Annotated in this window: 13 protein-coding genes; 4 read left to right on the top strand and 9 right to left on the bottom strand. The window is 67.8% G+C overall.

The window, feature by feature from the left end:
* Window positions 1–73 precede the first annotated feature (73 nt).
* Window positions 74–1,462 carry a DNA repair protein RadA gene (gene radA, locus ABIC90_RS12225; RefSeq protein WP_354354380.1) on the top strand — a complete coding sequence of 463 codons (1,389 nt, stop codon included), beginning with the start codon at window positions 74–76 and terminating at the stop codon, window positions 1,460–1,462.
* Between the two features lie 53 nt (window positions 1,463–1,515).
* Here radA and ABIC90_RS12220 read toward each other — a convergent pair whose 3' ends face one another.
* Complete coding sequence (locus ABIC90_RS12220; protein WP_354354379.1) at window positions 1,516–1,971, bottom strand: hypothetical protein; 456 nt, start codon at window positions 1,969–1,971, stop codon at window positions 1,516–1,518.
* Window positions 1,972–2,125: 154 nt separating this feature from the next.
* Here ABIC90_RS12220 and ABIC90_RS12215 point away from each other — a divergent pair, with 154 nt between their 5' ends.
* Window positions 2,126–2,563, top strand: coding sequence for a glycerate kinase (locus tag ABIC90_RS12215; RefSeq protein WP_354354378.1), 438 nt, complete (start codon window positions 2,126–2,128; stop codon window positions 2,561–2,563).
* A 13-nt stretch (window positions 2,564–2,576) separates the two neighbouring features.
* Here the strand turns inward: ABIC90_RS12215 and ABIC90_RS12210 are convergent, their stop codons facing one another.
* Complete coding sequence (locus ABIC90_RS12210; RefSeq protein ID WP_354354377.1) at window positions 2,577–3,593, bottom strand: recombination-associated protein RdgC; 1,017 nt, start codon at window positions 3,591–3,593, stop codon at window positions 2,577–2,579.
* Window positions 3,594–3,728: 135 nt separating this feature from the next.
* Here ABIC90_RS12210 and ABIC90_RS12205 point away from each other — a divergent pair, with 135 nt between their 5' ends.
* A complete protein-coding gene (locus ABIC90_RS12205; protein WP_354354376.1) occupies window positions 3,729–4,682 on the top strand; it encodes a branched-chain amino acid transaminase in 954 nt (317 codons plus the stop codon).
* Between the two features lie 7 nt (window positions 4,683–4,689).
* Window positions 4,690–4,899: a zinc-finger domain-containing protein gene (locus tag ABIC90_RS12200; protein WP_354354375.1), complete on the top strand. Its 210-nt coding sequence runs from the start codon at window positions 4,690–4,692 to the stop codon at window positions 4,897–4,899.
* A 7-nt stretch (window positions 4,900–4,906) separates the two neighbouring features.
* Here the strand turns inward: ABIC90_RS12200 and ABIC90_RS12195 are convergent, their stop codons facing one another.
* The 7 genes from ABIC90_RS12195 to ABIC90_RS12165 all read right to left on the bottom strand — a co-directional run bounded on the left by ABIC90_RS12195 (window position 4,907) and on the right by ABIC90_RS12165 (window position 13,604).
* Window positions 4,907–6,172 carry an O-antigen ligase family protein gene (locus ABIC90_RS12195; RefSeq protein ID WP_354354374.1) on the bottom strand — a complete coding sequence of 422 codons (1,266 nt, stop codon included), beginning with the start codon at window positions 6,170–6,172 and terminating at the stop codon, window positions 4,907–4,909.
* A 76-nt stretch (window positions 6,173–6,248) separates the two neighbouring features.
* Complete coding sequence (locus tag ABIC90_RS12190) at window positions 6,249–7,445, bottom strand: ATP-binding protein (protein WP_354354373.1); 1,197 nt, start codon at window positions 7,443–7,445, stop codon at window positions 6,249–6,251.
* Window positions 7,446–7,558: 113 nt separating this feature from the next.
* Complete coding sequence (locus tag ABIC90_RS12185; protein ID WP_354354372.1) at window positions 7,559–8,281, bottom strand: response regulator transcription factor; 723 nt, start codon at window positions 8,279–8,281, stop codon at window positions 7,559–7,561.
* Between the two features lie 53 nt (window positions 8,282–8,334).
* On the bottom strand, window positions 8,335–9,984 hold the full coding sequence (locus ABIC90_RS12180) for an NAD(P)/FAD-dependent oxidoreductase (protein WP_354354371.1): 1,650 nt from the start codon (window positions 9,982–9,984) through the stop codon (window positions 8,335–8,337).
* Window positions 9,985–9,988: 4 nt separating this feature from the next.
* A complete protein-coding gene (locus ABIC90_RS12175) occupies window positions 9,989–10,843 on the bottom strand; it encodes a beta-ketoacyl synthase chain length factor (RefSeq protein ID WP_354354370.1) in 855 nt (284 codons plus the stop codon).
* Complete coding sequence (locus tag ABIC90_RS12170) at window positions 10,840–12,048, bottom strand: beta-ketoacyl-[acyl-carrier-protein] synthase family protein (RefSeq protein WP_354354369.1); 1,209 nt, start codon at window positions 12,046–12,048, stop codon at window positions 10,840–10,842. The genes ABIC90_RS12175 and ABIC90_RS12170 overlap by 4 nt, the downstream gene beginning before the upstream one ends.
* Before the next feature lie 155 nt (window positions 12,049–12,203).
* On the bottom strand, window positions 12,204–13,604 hold the full coding sequence (locus tag ABIC90_RS12165) for an AmpG family muropeptide MFS transporter (RefSeq protein WP_436318201.1): 1,401 nt from the start codon (window positions 13,602–13,604) through the stop codon (window positions 12,204–12,206).
* Window positions 13,605–13,615: the final 11 nt, after the last annotated feature.

Raw genomic sequence — 13,615 nt, 5'->3', positions numbered from 1 at the left:
CATGTTAAATGATTCATGATTTCTTTCCTAGCCACCCGTCATCAGGGTTTGTGCGGACACCTAAACTCGTCCCATGGCCAAGGACAAATCTCTTTTCGTCTGCAGTGAATGCGGCGGCACCAGCCCCAAGTGGCTCGGCAAATGCCCGAGCTGCGGCGCCTGGAACACACTGATCGAACAGATGGCCGGCAGCAACGCACCGGCCAACAACCGCTTCGGCACGCAGTTCTCGCCACTGGCGGGCGTCTCCGAACTGGCCACGCTCTCGGAGATCGAGGCGACAGACATCGCGCGCACGCCCACCGGCATCGACGAGCTCGACCGCGTGCTGGGCGGCGGCATCGTCTCGGGCGGCGTGACGCTCATCGGCGGCGATCCGGGCATCGGCAAGTCGACGCTGCTGCTGCAGGCGGTCGATGCGCTGCAGCGCGCGGGACAGAACGCGCTTTATGTCACCGGCGAAGAAAGCGGCGCACAGGTGGCGCTGCGCTCCAGGCGGCTCGGGCTCGATCACTCGCAGGTGCAGGTGCTCGCCGAGATCCAGCTTGAAAAAATCATCGCCACGCTCGATGCCACGCGGCCCGCGATTGCGGTGATCGACTCGATCCAGACGGTGTATTCCGACCAGCTCACCTCGGCCCCCGGATCGGTGGCGCAGGTGCGCGAATGTGCGGCCCATCTCACGCGCTTTGCCAAGACCAGCGGCACGGCCGTGGTGCTGGTGGGCCACGTCACCAAAGAGGGCGCGCTCGCAGGCCCGCGCGTGCTCGAGCACATGGTCGACACGGTGCTGTATTTCGAAGGCGACACGCATTCGAGCTTTCGCCTGGTGCGGGCCATCAAGAACCGTTTCGGCGCGGTCAACGAGATCGGCGTGTTCGCGATGACCGAGCGTGGCCTCAAGGGCGTGGCCAATCCGAGCGCGATCTTCCTGAGCCAGCATGCCGAGCCGGTGCCCGGCAGCGTGGTGCTGGTCACGCTCGAGGGCACCCGGCCGATGCTGGTGGAAATCCAGGCGCTGGTTGACAACGGCGGGCCCAGCCCGCGGCGCCTGTCGGTGGGTCTGGACCGCGACCGGCTCGCGATGCTGCTGGCCGTGCTGCACCGCCACGCGGGCGTGGCCTGCATGGATCAGGACGTGTTCGTGAATGCAGTGGGCGGCGTGCGCATCAGCGAACCCGCGGCCGACCTGGCCGTGATGCTCGCCATCACCTCGAGCCTGCGCGGCAAGCCGCTGCCCAAGGGCTTCATCGCCTTCGGTGAAGTGGGCCTGGCCGGTGAAGTGCGCCCCGCGCCGCGCGGGCAGGAGCGTCTGCGCGAAGCGGCCAAGCTCGGGTTCAGCGTGGCCGTGGTGCCCAAGGCGAATGCGCCGCGCAAGGGCGCCAAGGAAATCGAAGGCTTGACGATCCACGCCGTCGAACGCATCGAAGAGGCGATGGACATCGTCCGCCGCCTCGATTGATTCTTCTCGAGAAAAAATGCCCGGCGCGCCAGTGACGCGCCGGGCTACCCTCCCTATCCCCCGATGTGCATCGTGAACGCCGGCCCGCTGTTGAGCACGCATTGGCCGCTGCCCAAGGTGGCCGAGTTCATCGTGTACTGGCAACTCAGGTTGCCGCCGCGATTGCCGCTGGCGTTGGCCACACCGGCACTTCGCGAGCCGGCAACCCGGGTCGCCTCTCCCTGAAACTGCTCACCGCCGATCTGCGCGTTGAAATGGCCGCGGCCGTTCATGTCGTTGGTCACCGTGCCTGCCACGGTTCCGTAGCGCGCCGCTTCGGCGTTCGACGGATACAGGCGTGCACTGAAGCTCTGCGCAATCGGTCCCGGTGCAACGGCATAGGCCTGCGAAGGCGGCACCGCGGGTGCGGGTTGTGCGATAGGCACCACATAGCAACCGCTCAATACGGTGGCCGTGAGCGCGGCGGCAAGGGTGAGGCGAACGAATGTGACGGAACGCGGAATGGTCATACGCTTTTCAGTGGCCCGGGCCGATGCCCGTGAAATGGAATGTGCGCGAGGCCCGGCTGCGCTCTCGTGCTTTTCGCAATGAGTACCGCGCCGCGCGCCCGGTGGTAGCCATCGCGGCTACCCCTCGCGCGTTCTCCGGGATCGCGAGGCGACAATGCGCGCCATGAATTTCCAGAAATTTCTGGTGCCCGTGGGTGCCATCGTTCTTCTAGGCCTGGCATGGCGCAGCTATGGCTGGGCCGGTGTCGCGCTGACCGGCGGAGCCATCGTGATGTTTTTGCTGCTGCACTTCAACCGCGCGATGCAAGTGCTCAAGCGAGCCGCCGACCGGCCGGTGGGCTATGTCGCCAGCGCGGTGATGCTCAATGCCAAGCTCAAGCAGGGCGTGAACCTGATGCACGTCATGGCCATGACGCGCGCCCTGGGCGAACTGCGTTCGCCACAGGACGAGCAGCCCGAGATCTACCGCTGGACGGACACCGGCGGCTCGTATGTAGACGCCGTGTTCAACGGCGGCAAGCTGCAAAGCTGGACGCTGACCCGGCCCGAGGCGCCACCGTCCGAAGACCAGACCCAGACGCCGGCGAGCTGATCAGGCCGCGTCGTCAGAACGGCGCGTCTTCTTCTGCTTCCTCGGCGGCATCGGCCGGGGTCTTTGCCGCAGGTGCCGCAACCGCAGCGGTTGCCGGTTTGGAAGCTTTTTCGTCGGCAGGCGCAGCGGAGAATGCCGCCTCGCCGCCCAGTGCATCGAGCAGCGCCGGCACCAGCTGGCCGAGTTCGCCCGTGGCGATGGCCACGTCGGCGTCGAAGTTGTCTTCCTTCTTGCCGCCGGCCGCGCCGTCGCCCGTGCCTTCGAGGAACACGATCTTGCGGATCAGCATGCCGTGCGTGAGTTCGAACGACACGCGGTCGTCCCAGGTGAGCGCCAGGCGCGTGGGGCGCTTGCCGTCGGTGATGTGCTTTTGCACTTCCTCGATGTCCAGCGGGTGCTTGGCATAGCGCACCACGGCCTTCGACTCGTCCGACGCCTTGAGCTCGCACTCGCGGTCGATGGTGAAGCCGGCCGGCGGCTCCTGCGTCAGCAGCCAGTCGGCCATGGCGGCGGCCGGCTCGATCTGCGTGTTGATCAGTGCCACGGCAAAGCCGTCGAGCGACTTCACCAGGCTGGTGACCACTTCGTCGGCGCGCGCGGCATTGGCGCTGTTGATCACCAGGCGGCGTTCGGCCTGATCGATCCACACGGCCACGCGGGCGGTGCGCGTGAAGGCCATGGGCAGCAGCTCCAGGGTGATGTCTTCCTTGAGCTCCTTCTTTTCCTTCTTGCCGGGCTTGCGGCCGGTGGTGGCCTCGATCTGCGCGCAGCGCTCGTCCAGCTTGCGGCGCACCACCGAGCCCGGCACGGTCTTGCTCTCGACCATGTATTCGACGAGCCACTGGCCGTCGATGGATTCGACCAGCGGCCCGTTGGCCTCGCCGCGGGGCTCGGCCCAGCCGGCGGACTTTTCCTGCGAGGGGCCGCAGGGCTCGAAGCGGTGCTTGCCTAGCCCTTCTTCCGCCTCTGACAATGTTTGGGACCAGGTCGGTTCGATGCGATAGACGATGACGTTCTTGAATACGGACACGGAAACCCTTTTTCCACTGGTTGGGACAACCGGCCATTGTCGGGCACCCGGTTCCGGCCTCGGCCGTAAAATCGAAAGCTTTTGCGACTTCCCCCTCTGTCGCACCCCCCACACCGCTCCCAAAGGAATCAGGAAATGAGCTCGATCCCCCCCTCGCTGGACGACCGTGACGGCAAGATCTGGATGGACGGCGAACTCGTGAACTGGCGCGATGCCAAGATCCACGTGCTGAGCCACACGCTGCACTACGGCTGCGGCGCCTTCGAGGGCGTGCGCGCCTACAAGACGGCAGACGGCAGCACCGCGATCTTCCGCCTGGCCGAGCACACCGAGCGCCTGTTCAACAGCGCCAAGATCCTGCGCATGAAGATCCCCTTCTCGCAGGAGCAGCTGAACGAAGCCCAGAAGCAGGTCGTGCGCGAGAACAAGCTCGAGAGCTGCTACCTGCGTCCGCTGATCTGGATCGGCTCCGAAAAGCTCGGCGTGAGCCCCAAGGGCAACAAGATCCACGCCATGGTCGCGGCCTGGTCCTGGGGCGCCTACCTCGGCGAAGAAGGCATGCGCCGCGGCATCCGCGTGAAGACATCGAGCTACACCCGCCACCACGTCAACATCACGATGACGCAGGCCAAGTCGGTGAGCAACTACACGAACTCCATCCTGGCCAACATGGAAGCGCTGGACGACGGCTACGACGAAGCGCTGCTGCTCGACGCGAGCGGCTTCGTGTCGGAAGGCGCGGGCGAGAACATCTTCGTGATCAAGGGCGGCGTGGTCTACACGCCCGACCTGTCGGCCGGCGCGCTCAACGGCATCACGCGCAACACGATCCTGCACATCTGCAAGGACCTGGGCCTTGAGCTGGTGCAAAAGCGCATCACGCGCGACGAGGTCTACATCTCGGACGAGGCCTTCTTCACCGGCACCGCCGCCGAAGTGACGCCCATCCGCGAACTCGACCGCATCGAGATCGGCAACCGCGGCGACGGCGGCTCGCGCGGCCCGATCACCGAGAAAATCCAGTCTGCCTTCTTCGACATCGTGAACGGCAAGAACCCCAAGTACGCCCACTGGCTCACGAAAGTCTGAGAAACCCATGCCTACCAACGCAGTCGTCGAGCTCCTGGCCAAGGAGCTCAACCATCAGGGCGGCGTGTTCTGCCCCAGCCCCAAGGCGGACATGCAGCTCTGGGACAACCACCCGAAGGTCTACCTCGATGTGGCACGCACCGGCGAAGCCAAGTGCCCGTACTGCGGCACGGTATACCGGCTGAAGGCCGGCGAGACCGTGTCGTCGCGGCACTGAGGCTGCGTCAGGGCGCCAGGACGTTGGGCAGCGCGGTCTCGTTCGCAGCAACCCGCCTGCGCGGCCACAGGTCGCGCCAGGGCGCAGGGTCTTGCGTTTCCTGCGCGAGCCGCAGGAACACCATGGCGATCCACAGCAAGGCCAGTCCGATCTGCGCGTCTCGCAGCGCCGAATTGACGCTGGTGGCGATGAGCGCAATCAAGGTGGCGGCAAAGGCATAGCGGCCCGCCAGGTCGGGCCGGCGCCAGGCCTGCCACACCGCACTCACCATGATGACCAGCAAGGCCAGCAGCCCGGGCAAGCCGGCCTGCGCGCCCATCCAGAGAAAGTCGTTGTGCGGCATGTTGTAGTCGGCCAGCAGCGCCGGGCCGCGCTTGTGCCATTGGTCGGTCCAGCCGCCGATGCCCCAGCCGGCGAGCGGCTTGTCGATGATCATGCGGGCCGTGTCGCGGTACATGTAGTAGCGAACCACCCAGCTGCCTTCGGACACCACGCCGCCCTGCGCCGCCTCGATCTCCTGAACGCCCAGCGCAAATTTCTGCTGCACTGACGGCAGCTGCGAGACGCCCGCGCCCAGCACCACAACCACCGCGACGAGCGCCACCGCCAGCGTCCTGAGCTGGCGGCGCCACTGGTGAACGCAAGCGGCGGGAATCACCAGCAGCAGCGCGAGCAGCGAGGTGCGCGAGGGCAGCGTGAGGGTGATGATGGCCACCACCGCCAGCACCACCGCGAACGCCGGGATGGCGCGCCACGGCCTGTGCGCGACCATCTGCGAAATGCCGTAGACCGCCGCCGTGGCCGCAACGATGGTGAAGAGCAGCGCGTTGCTGATCGACTTGTTGCCGATCAGGATCAGCACGCCGCGCCAGGGCTCCAGCATCGGGAAGCCCACCGTGTAGTAGAGCGCGATCATCACGATGTTGACCGCCGCCATCGCGAGGAAGCCGCGCAGCGCCCACACGGCTTCCTCGCGCGCGAGCGCCATGGCCATCAGCAGGGTCGCTGCGATGCGCAGGCCGTGAAAGAGGTTGGACGGTGTCTGCGGGTAATGCGGCCGCAAGGCCAGCACGACAAGCGTCCAGGCGACATAGGCCATCACCGGCCACCACAGCGGGTTGGCGCGCAAGCGGGCAAAGCGCTCTTTCGCGCCGCCCGCGACCAGCATCGTCACCAGGAGAAGGATGGCCGACAGGTAGGTGACGCCGACCGGCATGAACACCACCAGCCCCCAGAACATGGCCGCGGGCCGAACGATGTGCGATCTCTGCATAGGCCCGGGATTTTAGGTGCGGCCCATGGCCCCAACCTGACCGCGTGGAGCGCCCCTCGAAAGGGATTGGGGCGTATCAGTGGGCGGGCGCTCTCGCCGGCAGGCGGATCACGAAGCTCGCGCCGCCCCCCGGCGCGTCTTCGCAACGCACGCTGCCGCCGTGCCGCTCGGCAATCGACTTGACCAGCGCCAGCCCCAGGCCCACGCCGCCGTTGCGCTCGCTGGCACCGGGCAGGCGATAGAAGGGCTCGAAGATGCGCTCGCGCAGGGCGGGCGGCACGCCGGGGCCACGGTCGTTGACGCGCACCGTGGCAAAGCCGTTGGCGCTGCCCAACTCGACGCTGATTTCGCCGGCGCCGTAGCGGCGGGCGTTTTCCAGCAGGTTGCGGATCGCGCGGCGCAGCAGGCGCGAGACGCCCGGCACGGTGAGCGTCGCGTTGTCGGTGCCGGCGGCCAGGTCGAGCTCGGCGTTCACCTGCGCGCATTCCTCGGCGGCCAGGCCGGTCAGGTCCACCGCCTCGATGGTGCCCATGTCGGCTTCGCTGGCGTCCAGCCGGCTGGCCAGCAGGATCTCGTCGATCAGCTGGTCGAGTTCGCCGATGTTGCGCGAAATCTCTTCGCGCGCCTTCGGGCTCGGGTGATCGCCCATCAGCTCCAGCCCCATGCGGATGCGGGTGAGCGGCGAGCGCAGTTCGTGCGATGCGTTGGCCAGCAGCGACTTGTGCGAGCGCACCAGTTGCTCGATGCGTTCGGCCGATGCGTTGAATCGTCTGGAGAGATCTGTCACTTCGTCTTGCCCTTCTTCGGCCACGCGCACCGAGAGATCCCCCTCGCCCCATTTTTGAACGCCGCGCTGCAGTGTTTCGAGCCGCTGCGTGATGCGCCGCACGATGGGGTAGACGCCCAGCGCCACCGCCACGCCCACCAGCGCGATCATCCAGCCCAGCCCGAACGGTGTGCGCCATGGCGCAAAGCCGCCGCTGCCGGTGGGCCGTTCGCGCGGCGCCACGCGCAGCGTGATGGCCTTGCCGTCGCTCAGCGTCACGTCGAACTCCAGCCCCTGGCCCGGCACGCGCAACGCGGTGCCGGCGCCGATGGTCTTGTCCTGCGCATCGAGCACGATCACATTGCGCGGCACCGGTGCCAGGCGCTCGCGCTCGGCCTCGGCCGCCTCGCGCACGATCCAGTTGGCCATCAGCGTGAGGATGAACACGCCACCCACCACCGCCAGCCAGATGCGGACGTACAGGTGCCGGGAGTACAGATTTTTCATGACGACGCCATGCGGCCGCCGCCGGGCCGCCCCAAGGCGAGCCGCGCCTCCCCCATGGGGGGTGGCGAATTACACGGAGCGCAGCGAGTGAAAAGCCGGGGGGCCGACATCTTCTAGTCCTGCTGCTTGGCGAACACGTAGCCCACGCCGCGCACGGTCAAGATGCGCTTCGGGTTCTTCGCATCGACCTCGATGGCCGCTCGGATGCGGCCCATGTGCACATCGATCGAGCGGTCGAAGGCTTCGAGCTCGCGGCCGCGCACGGCTTCCATGATCTGGTCGCGCGTGAGCACACGGCCCGCGCGCTCGGCCATCGCCACCAACAGGTCGAACTGGTAGGAGGTCAGGTCGGCCAGCGCGCCGGCCACCGACACGGTGCGCGCGTTGCGGTCGATCTCCAGCGTGCCGAAGCGCATCACGGTGGAGGCCTCGGTGTCGGTGGCGTTCTCGCTGCGCCGGCGCAGCACGGCACGGATGCGCGCGAGCAACTCGCGCGGCTCGAAGGGCTTGGGCAGGTAGTCGTCGGCGCCGATCTCCAGGCCGATGATGCGGTCCATCGGATCGCCCTTGGCGGTGAGCATCAGCACCGACACCTTGGCCATGGGGCCGGGCAGGGCGCGGATGCGGCGGCACACTTCGAGCCCGTCGGTGTCGGGCAGCATCAGGTCCAGGATCACCAGGTCGGGGGCGTGCTGCTGCAGCTGTTCGAGGCCGCTGGCGCCGTCACCGGCGTGGTTGAAGGCGAAGCCCGACTGCGTCAGGTATTCGCCCACCATCTGCGCCAGGCGGGCGTCGTCTTCGATCATCAGGAGTTGGGGGGTGCTCATGCGCTTCATGGTCGTCCACGGCGAGCAAGCGGGCTTGAACGCTCCGTAAAGTTGGGTAAACCTCAGGCGAGCATGTCAACCGAGGGTGCTGCGAAAAGCATAGCGCCGTGGCCGGTGGCGACGGGAGGTACCTTGAGTTTTTCTTCGAGAAGGGCCAGCAGCTCGGCGGCATCCACATGGGGGTCGGCGGCCCGCGCCCGCGCGAGGATCTCGCCGGCCAGCTGGCGCAGCAGGGCGGTCGAGGCGCGGATGCGGGCCTTGAAGCCGGCGTCGTCCAGCGTGTCCTGCAGGCTGCGGTTGAGCTCGGCAAACCACGGCATGGCGGCCTGGTCGAGCATCACGGCCGGGTTGCGCTTGTCGCTCGATGCCGACCAGTCGCGCATCAACCGCTGCACGGCAAGGTTCAGGCGCTGGCAGTGCTGCATCTCGTCCTTGAGGCTGCCCAGCACCGGCAGGTCGGTCAGGCGCCGGTGGAAGAAGATCTGCGAAAGCACGCCCCAGTAGTAGGCGTAGTCCCAGATCACCTTCACCGGCAGCACTTCGGGGTCGCCGAACAGCGGGTACTGGTCCTGGTAGAGGGCCAGCGTGCTCTCGTAGAACGAGTGGTAGATCTGGTCGTACAGCTGCGCCCGCGCTTCCAGCGGGCGCCCGGCGCGGTCCTGCGCGATGAGATCGGTGATGTAGGTGTTGCCGATGGCGATGAAGTCGCTGCCCGGCGAATAGAAGGGGTCCAGAAAGAGCCCCGCCTCGCCCGTCATCGCCCAGCGCTTGCCCGAAAACACCTGCTTGCAGCCGTGCGAGAAGTGCTTGAGGAACGCAAAGTCCTGCAGCAGGTGGCGCTTGCCGTCCAGCGCCTCGTACAGGCGCGGCTGGTAGACGGCGAACCACGCCATGGCTTTCTCGAAGGTGTCGATGGTGTCCAGCGGGTGCAGCTTGGGGTCGGCCACGATGCCCACCGAGTGCGAACCCGAAGCCAGCGGAATCAGCCAAGCCCAGTAGCCCGCGCCCACCAGGTGGTTGGTCGACAGCCAGCGTGCCTGCGGGTTGCAGCGCTCGCGCCATTCGGTGCTGTCGCTCCAGTCGTCCACCGAAATGCGCTCGCCGATGCGAAACCACACGGCGTTCACGTCGTGCGCGTTGGGCTGCGCCAGGCCCAGCTTGCGCTTGAGCATGCCGGCCCGGCCGCAGGCATCGATCAGCCAGCGGGCCTGGGTGCGTTGCGTGTGATCGCCGCGCGTCCATTCGATGTGGTGCGGCGTTGCCGCGTCCTCGGCCAGGTCGATGCGCCGTACCAGTGCGCTGTCGACAAATTGCACGCCGCACCGGGTGGCCTCGTGCGCCAAAAAGTTCTCGAAGATGCCGCGGTCGATCTGGTAGCTGGGCACCGACAGGTAGCGGCTCGCGCCGATCTCGGTGACGTTGTCGATGTCGCTTCGGCCTTCGCTGAAGAAGAAGCGAAAGCCGAACTTGCGCAGCTGGGCCTCGTCCATGTGGGCCTTGAGGCCCAGCACCGTGTCAAAGTAGTGCGCCCCGATCTCGACCGACGATTCGCCCACCTTGTGGGCGGCGTGCGGCACCGGGTGTGTGCGGCGCTCCAGCACCAGCACGTTCAGGTCGGCAAAGCGCTGCTTCAGCTGGATTGCGAGCGTGAGCCCGGCAAGGCCGCCTCCCATGATCACTGCGTCAAATGAATCCAGCGCAGCGTCGTTCATGGTGTCAGTCCTTGAGAGGTGGCCGCAGATGCAATTGCAGCGACAGTGTGGGAGAGAGTGGCAATGCTACGGGCGGGCCCGCATTGCCGTCCAGTTGCGCCAGCGACTCGAAGAGGCCGAGCGCCTGCGCCATCGGGTTGAGGCCAACCAGCGACTTTGCCGCCTCCGAGCGCGGCAGCGTGTAGGTGGAGGCCGCTTCGGTCGAACCGGCGCCGTGGCCGGCCACGGACCAGTCCAGCGCGGCCACGCTGCGCTCGCTGCGCTCCGGCGCGATCACCATCGCCACCGCCAGAAGCCCTTGGCTGTCGGTTGCCGAGGTCAGCGGGCCCACCGTGGGCGTGTCGTAGCCCACCAGCAGCACCGGGGTCTGGTCGGCCGCGCATTGCACGGCCGCCTCGAGCAGGCCGGCTGCAAAGCTGTTTTCGAAGGCGGAGATCGAGTTGCTGGCCGCCATGCAGCCGGTGCCGATGGTCCAGTAGCCCACGGCCGCGTTGTGCACCGAGTTGTGAAAGCGCGTGGGCGACAGCACCGTGGGGTCGGTCGCGAGCGTGCTGCACATGTAGTCGTTGATCGAGAGGTCGCCGTGCGCCGAGACGAACACGCAGGGCACGTCGGCCGCCTGCCGGCCCGAGGCGGCCATGGCGGCGGCGGCCACTTCGAGCGCCAGCGCCACGGTGTCGGGCGCGCGGCGGCGCTCGGCCGGGGCCAGCACCTGCGGCGCCGGGCGCTTGGCCGGCGGATCGGTCAGCGCGCCCTCGCCGCGGAAAGCCGCGCGCGCGGCGTCCCAGCCGGGAAGCGTGGGCGTCCAGAAGGCCGGGCCTTCGATGTAGAGGGTGGGGGGCTTGGGGATGCTGCTCATGCCGCATCCGCCTTGCCGAACACCAGCGAGCAGTTGTTGCCGCCGAAGCCGAAGGAGTTGGACAGCGCATGGCGCACCTCGCCATGCTCGGGCGCCAGGCGGATCTGCGGGCCGAAGCCTGCGTCGATGGTGCCGGTGTTGACGGTGCCCGGCTTCAGGCCGCGCTCGATCGCCAGGAGGCAGATCACCGCCTCCACGATGCCGGCCGCGCCCAGCGTGTGGCCCATGAAGCCCTTGGTCGAGCTCGCGTGCGTGGTGGCGGGGAAGCGGCGCGCCACCAGCGCGCCCTCGACCTCGTCGTTCTTCTGGCTCGCGGTGCCGTGCATGTTGATGTAGTCGATCGCCTCGGGGGCGAGGCCGGCGCGCGCCAGCGCATCGTCGAGCGCGCGTTCGGCGCCCAGGCCCTCGGGATGGGGCGTCGACATGTGGTGCGCGTCGCTGGCTTCGCCGTAGCCCAGGAGGCGCAGCGGCGACGCGGCCGCGCCGGCCTGCACCCGCTCCACCAGCGCGAAGCCGGCCGCCTCGCCCAGGCTGATGCCGTTGCGCTCGGCGTCGAAGGGGCGGCAGGGCGCGCTGGAAACCAGTTCGAGCGAGTTGAAGCCGAACAGCACGCTGCCGCAGAGCGTGTCCGCCCCGCCCACCACGGCCGCGTCGGCCAGGCCCAGGCGAATCAGCCGCTCGGCCGAGGCGAACACCTTGGCGCTGGAAGAGCAGGCCGTGGAAATCGTTTCGTTGGGGCCTTCCAGGCCCAGCACTTCCTGCACGAACATGGCCAGCGAATGGGGCGTGTGCACCGCGGGGCGGCGCTGCTCCGGCTGGAACAGACCGTCGGCGTCCAGCTGGGTGTAGGCCAGTTCGGTCTCGCCGATGCTGGAAGTCGAGGTGCCCAGGATCAGCGCGACGCGCGAGGCACCGTACTTCTCGCGCGCTGCCGCCACGGCCTCGATGAAGCCGTCGGCCTGCAGGCCCAGCCAGGCGAGCCGGTTGTTGCGGCAGTCCCAGCCGGCCTGCGCCTCGGGCAGGCGGAGGTCTTCCAGCCCTTCGACGCGGCCGATGTACGTGGGCAGCGGGTCCTTGCCGAAATCGTTGGTGCGCAGGCCGCTGCGCGAGTGCTCCAGCGCATCGGCGAGCGGCGCCTTGCCGATGCCGACGGCCGAAGTGGCCGTGTAGGCGGTGATCTGGAGAGGGGAAATGCGGGAAGGCACGATGGATGTTGGGGGCGAACGGCAGGCGGAATGGCGTGGCGGAGAAACCGTCAATTTCTCAAAGCGTAATTTTCACGCAATGAACGTGAAAGCCTACCAGCAGAGCGCGCGGGGCCGCGTCGGCTGTTTCCTATAGATCGCACCGAGGCGGGGCCCTATTGACGGTCGGCGGCGCTTGTGGTCGTGGTGGTTGTTGTTGTCGTCAGCCGGGAAGCCAAGCCCACCAGCACCAGCACGGGCACGCCCAGCAGCGCGGTGGCGGTGAAGAACTGGCTGTAGCCGTAGGCATCGACGAAAACGCCCGAATAACCTGCGATGAACTTGGGCAGCAGCAGCATCAGCGAGCTGAACAGCGCGTACTGCGTGGCCGAGTAGCTGATGTTGGTCAGGCTCGACAGGTAGGCGATGAAGGCCGCCGAGGCGATGCCGCCGGCCAGGTTGTCGGCCGAGACCACCGCGATCAGCGCCGTCAGGTCGTGCCCGCGCGAGGCCAGCCAGGCGAACAGCAGGTTGCTCGCGGCGCTGAGCACCGCGCCCAGCATCAGCACGCGCATCACGCCCAGGCGCATCGACAGCACGCCGCCGATGAAGGCGCCGGCCAGCGTCATGATCACGCCGTAGATCTTGCTGACCGTGGCGACCTCATCTTTGGTGAAGCCCATGTCCACGTAGAAGGGGTTGGCCATGATGCCCATCACCACGTCGCTGATGCGGTAGACGGCGATCAGCGCCAGGATCAGCGCGGCCTGCCATTTGTAGCGGCGGATGAAGTCGGCAAAGGGGTCGATCAGCACGTTCCGCAGCCACTCGGCCGCGTTCCTGGCCTTGGGCAGCTCGCGCCGCAGGGGCTCCGGCGACAGCAGCACCGTGAGCACGCCCACGGCCATCGAGGCGGCCATGACGAGGTAGGCCGTTCTCCAGGCGCCGTTCTGGTAGGCCGCCGCGCCGGTGGCGGCCACCGCGGGCGCCACCTCGGCCCAGGCCGCGACCCACAGCACGCCGGCGCCGGCCCAGATCATCGCGAGGCGGTAGCCGGTCTGGTAGGCGGCGGCGAGCGCGGCCTGCTTGCGTGTCTCGGCCGATTCGATGCGGAAGGCGTCGAGCGCGATGTCCTGCGTGGCCGAGCCGAAGGCCACCAGCAGGGCGCACCAGATGAGCGGCGTGAGCCCGTTGCGCGGATCGTTCATCGCCATGCCGATCAGCCCTGCGACGACCAGGCCCTGTGCCAGCAGCAGCCAGCCGCGCCGCCGCCCGAGCAGCGTGGTGAGCGGGGGCAGCGGCAGCCGGTCGACCAGCGGCGCCCACACCCATTTGAAGCCGTAGGCCAGGCCGACCCAGCTGAGGTAGCCGATGGTGGTGCGGTCGATGCCTGCTTCGCGCAGCCGAAAGCTCAGGGTGCCCAGCACCAGCAGCAGCGGCAGCCCGGCGGAAAAGCCCAGCGCCAGCATGCGCAGGGTGGCGGGCTCGAGGTAGACCTTCAGGGCATCGCGCCAGGGCGGTTTGGGGGCGGTGGGGGTTTCTGCGGGCGTGGCGGACATGAGCCCCGGATTGTCCATGAGCCGCCGGG

The sequence above is a fragment of the Variovorax boronicumulans genome, assembly GCF_040544675.1.
Taxonomy (GTDB): domain Bacteria; phylum Pseudomonadota; class Gammaproteobacteria; order Burkholderiales; family Burkholderiaceae_C; genus Variovorax; species Variovorax boronicumulans_D.
The sequence above is the reverse complement of the archived record's forward strand: the minus strand, read 5'-3'. Positions and strand labels throughout refer to the sequence as shown.

What these genes read in the sequence shown, in the direction of transcription:
- ABIC90_RS12165 (WP_436318201.1), bottom strand. Translation starts at nt 13,604, where the DNA reads ATGGACAATCCGGGGCTCATGTCCGCCACGCCCGCAGAAACCCCCACC.
- ABIC90_RS12180 (WP_354354371.1), bottom strand. Translation starts at nt 9,984, where the DNA reads ATGAACGACGCTGCGCTGGATTCATTTGACGCAGTGATCATGGGAGGC.
- ABIC90_RS12205 (WP_354354376.1), top strand. Translation starts at nt 3,729, where the DNA reads ATGAGCTCGATCCCCCCCTCGCTGGACGACCGTGACGGCAAGATCTGG.
- ABIC90_RS12190 (WP_354354373.1), bottom strand. Translation starts at nt 7,445, where the DNA reads ATGAAAAATCTGTACTCCCGGCACCTGTACGTCCGCATCTGGCTGGCG.
- ABIC90_RS12220 (WP_354354379.1), bottom strand. Translation starts at nt 1,971, where the DNA reads ATGACCATTCCGCGTTCCGTCACATTCGTTCGCCTCACCCTTGCCGCC.
- radA (WP_354354380.1), top strand. Translation starts at nt 74, where the DNA reads ATGGCCAAGGACAAATCTCTTTTCGTCTGCAGTGAATGCGGCGGCACC.
- ABIC90_RS12195 (WP_354354374.1), bottom strand. Translation starts at nt 6,172, where the DNA reads ATGCAGAGATCGCACATCGTTCGGCCCGCGGCCATGTTCTGGGGGCTG.
- ABIC90_RS12215 (WP_354354378.1), top strand. Translation starts at nt 2,126, where the DNA reads ATGCGCGCCATGAATTTCCAGAAATTTCTGGTGCCCGTGGGTGCCATC.
- ABIC90_RS12200 (WP_354354375.1), top strand. Translation starts at nt 4,690, where the DNA reads ATGCCTACCAACGCAGTCGTCGAGCTCCTGGCCAAGGAGCTCAACCAT.
- ABIC90_RS12175 (WP_354354370.1), bottom strand. Translation starts at nt 10,843, where the DNA reads ATGAGCAGCATCCCCAAGCCCCCCACCCTCTACATCGAAGGCCCGGCC.
- ABIC90_RS12185 (WP_354354372.1), bottom strand. Translation starts at nt 8,281, where the DNA reads ATGAAGCGCATGAGCACCCCCCAACTCCTGATGATCGAAGACGACGCC.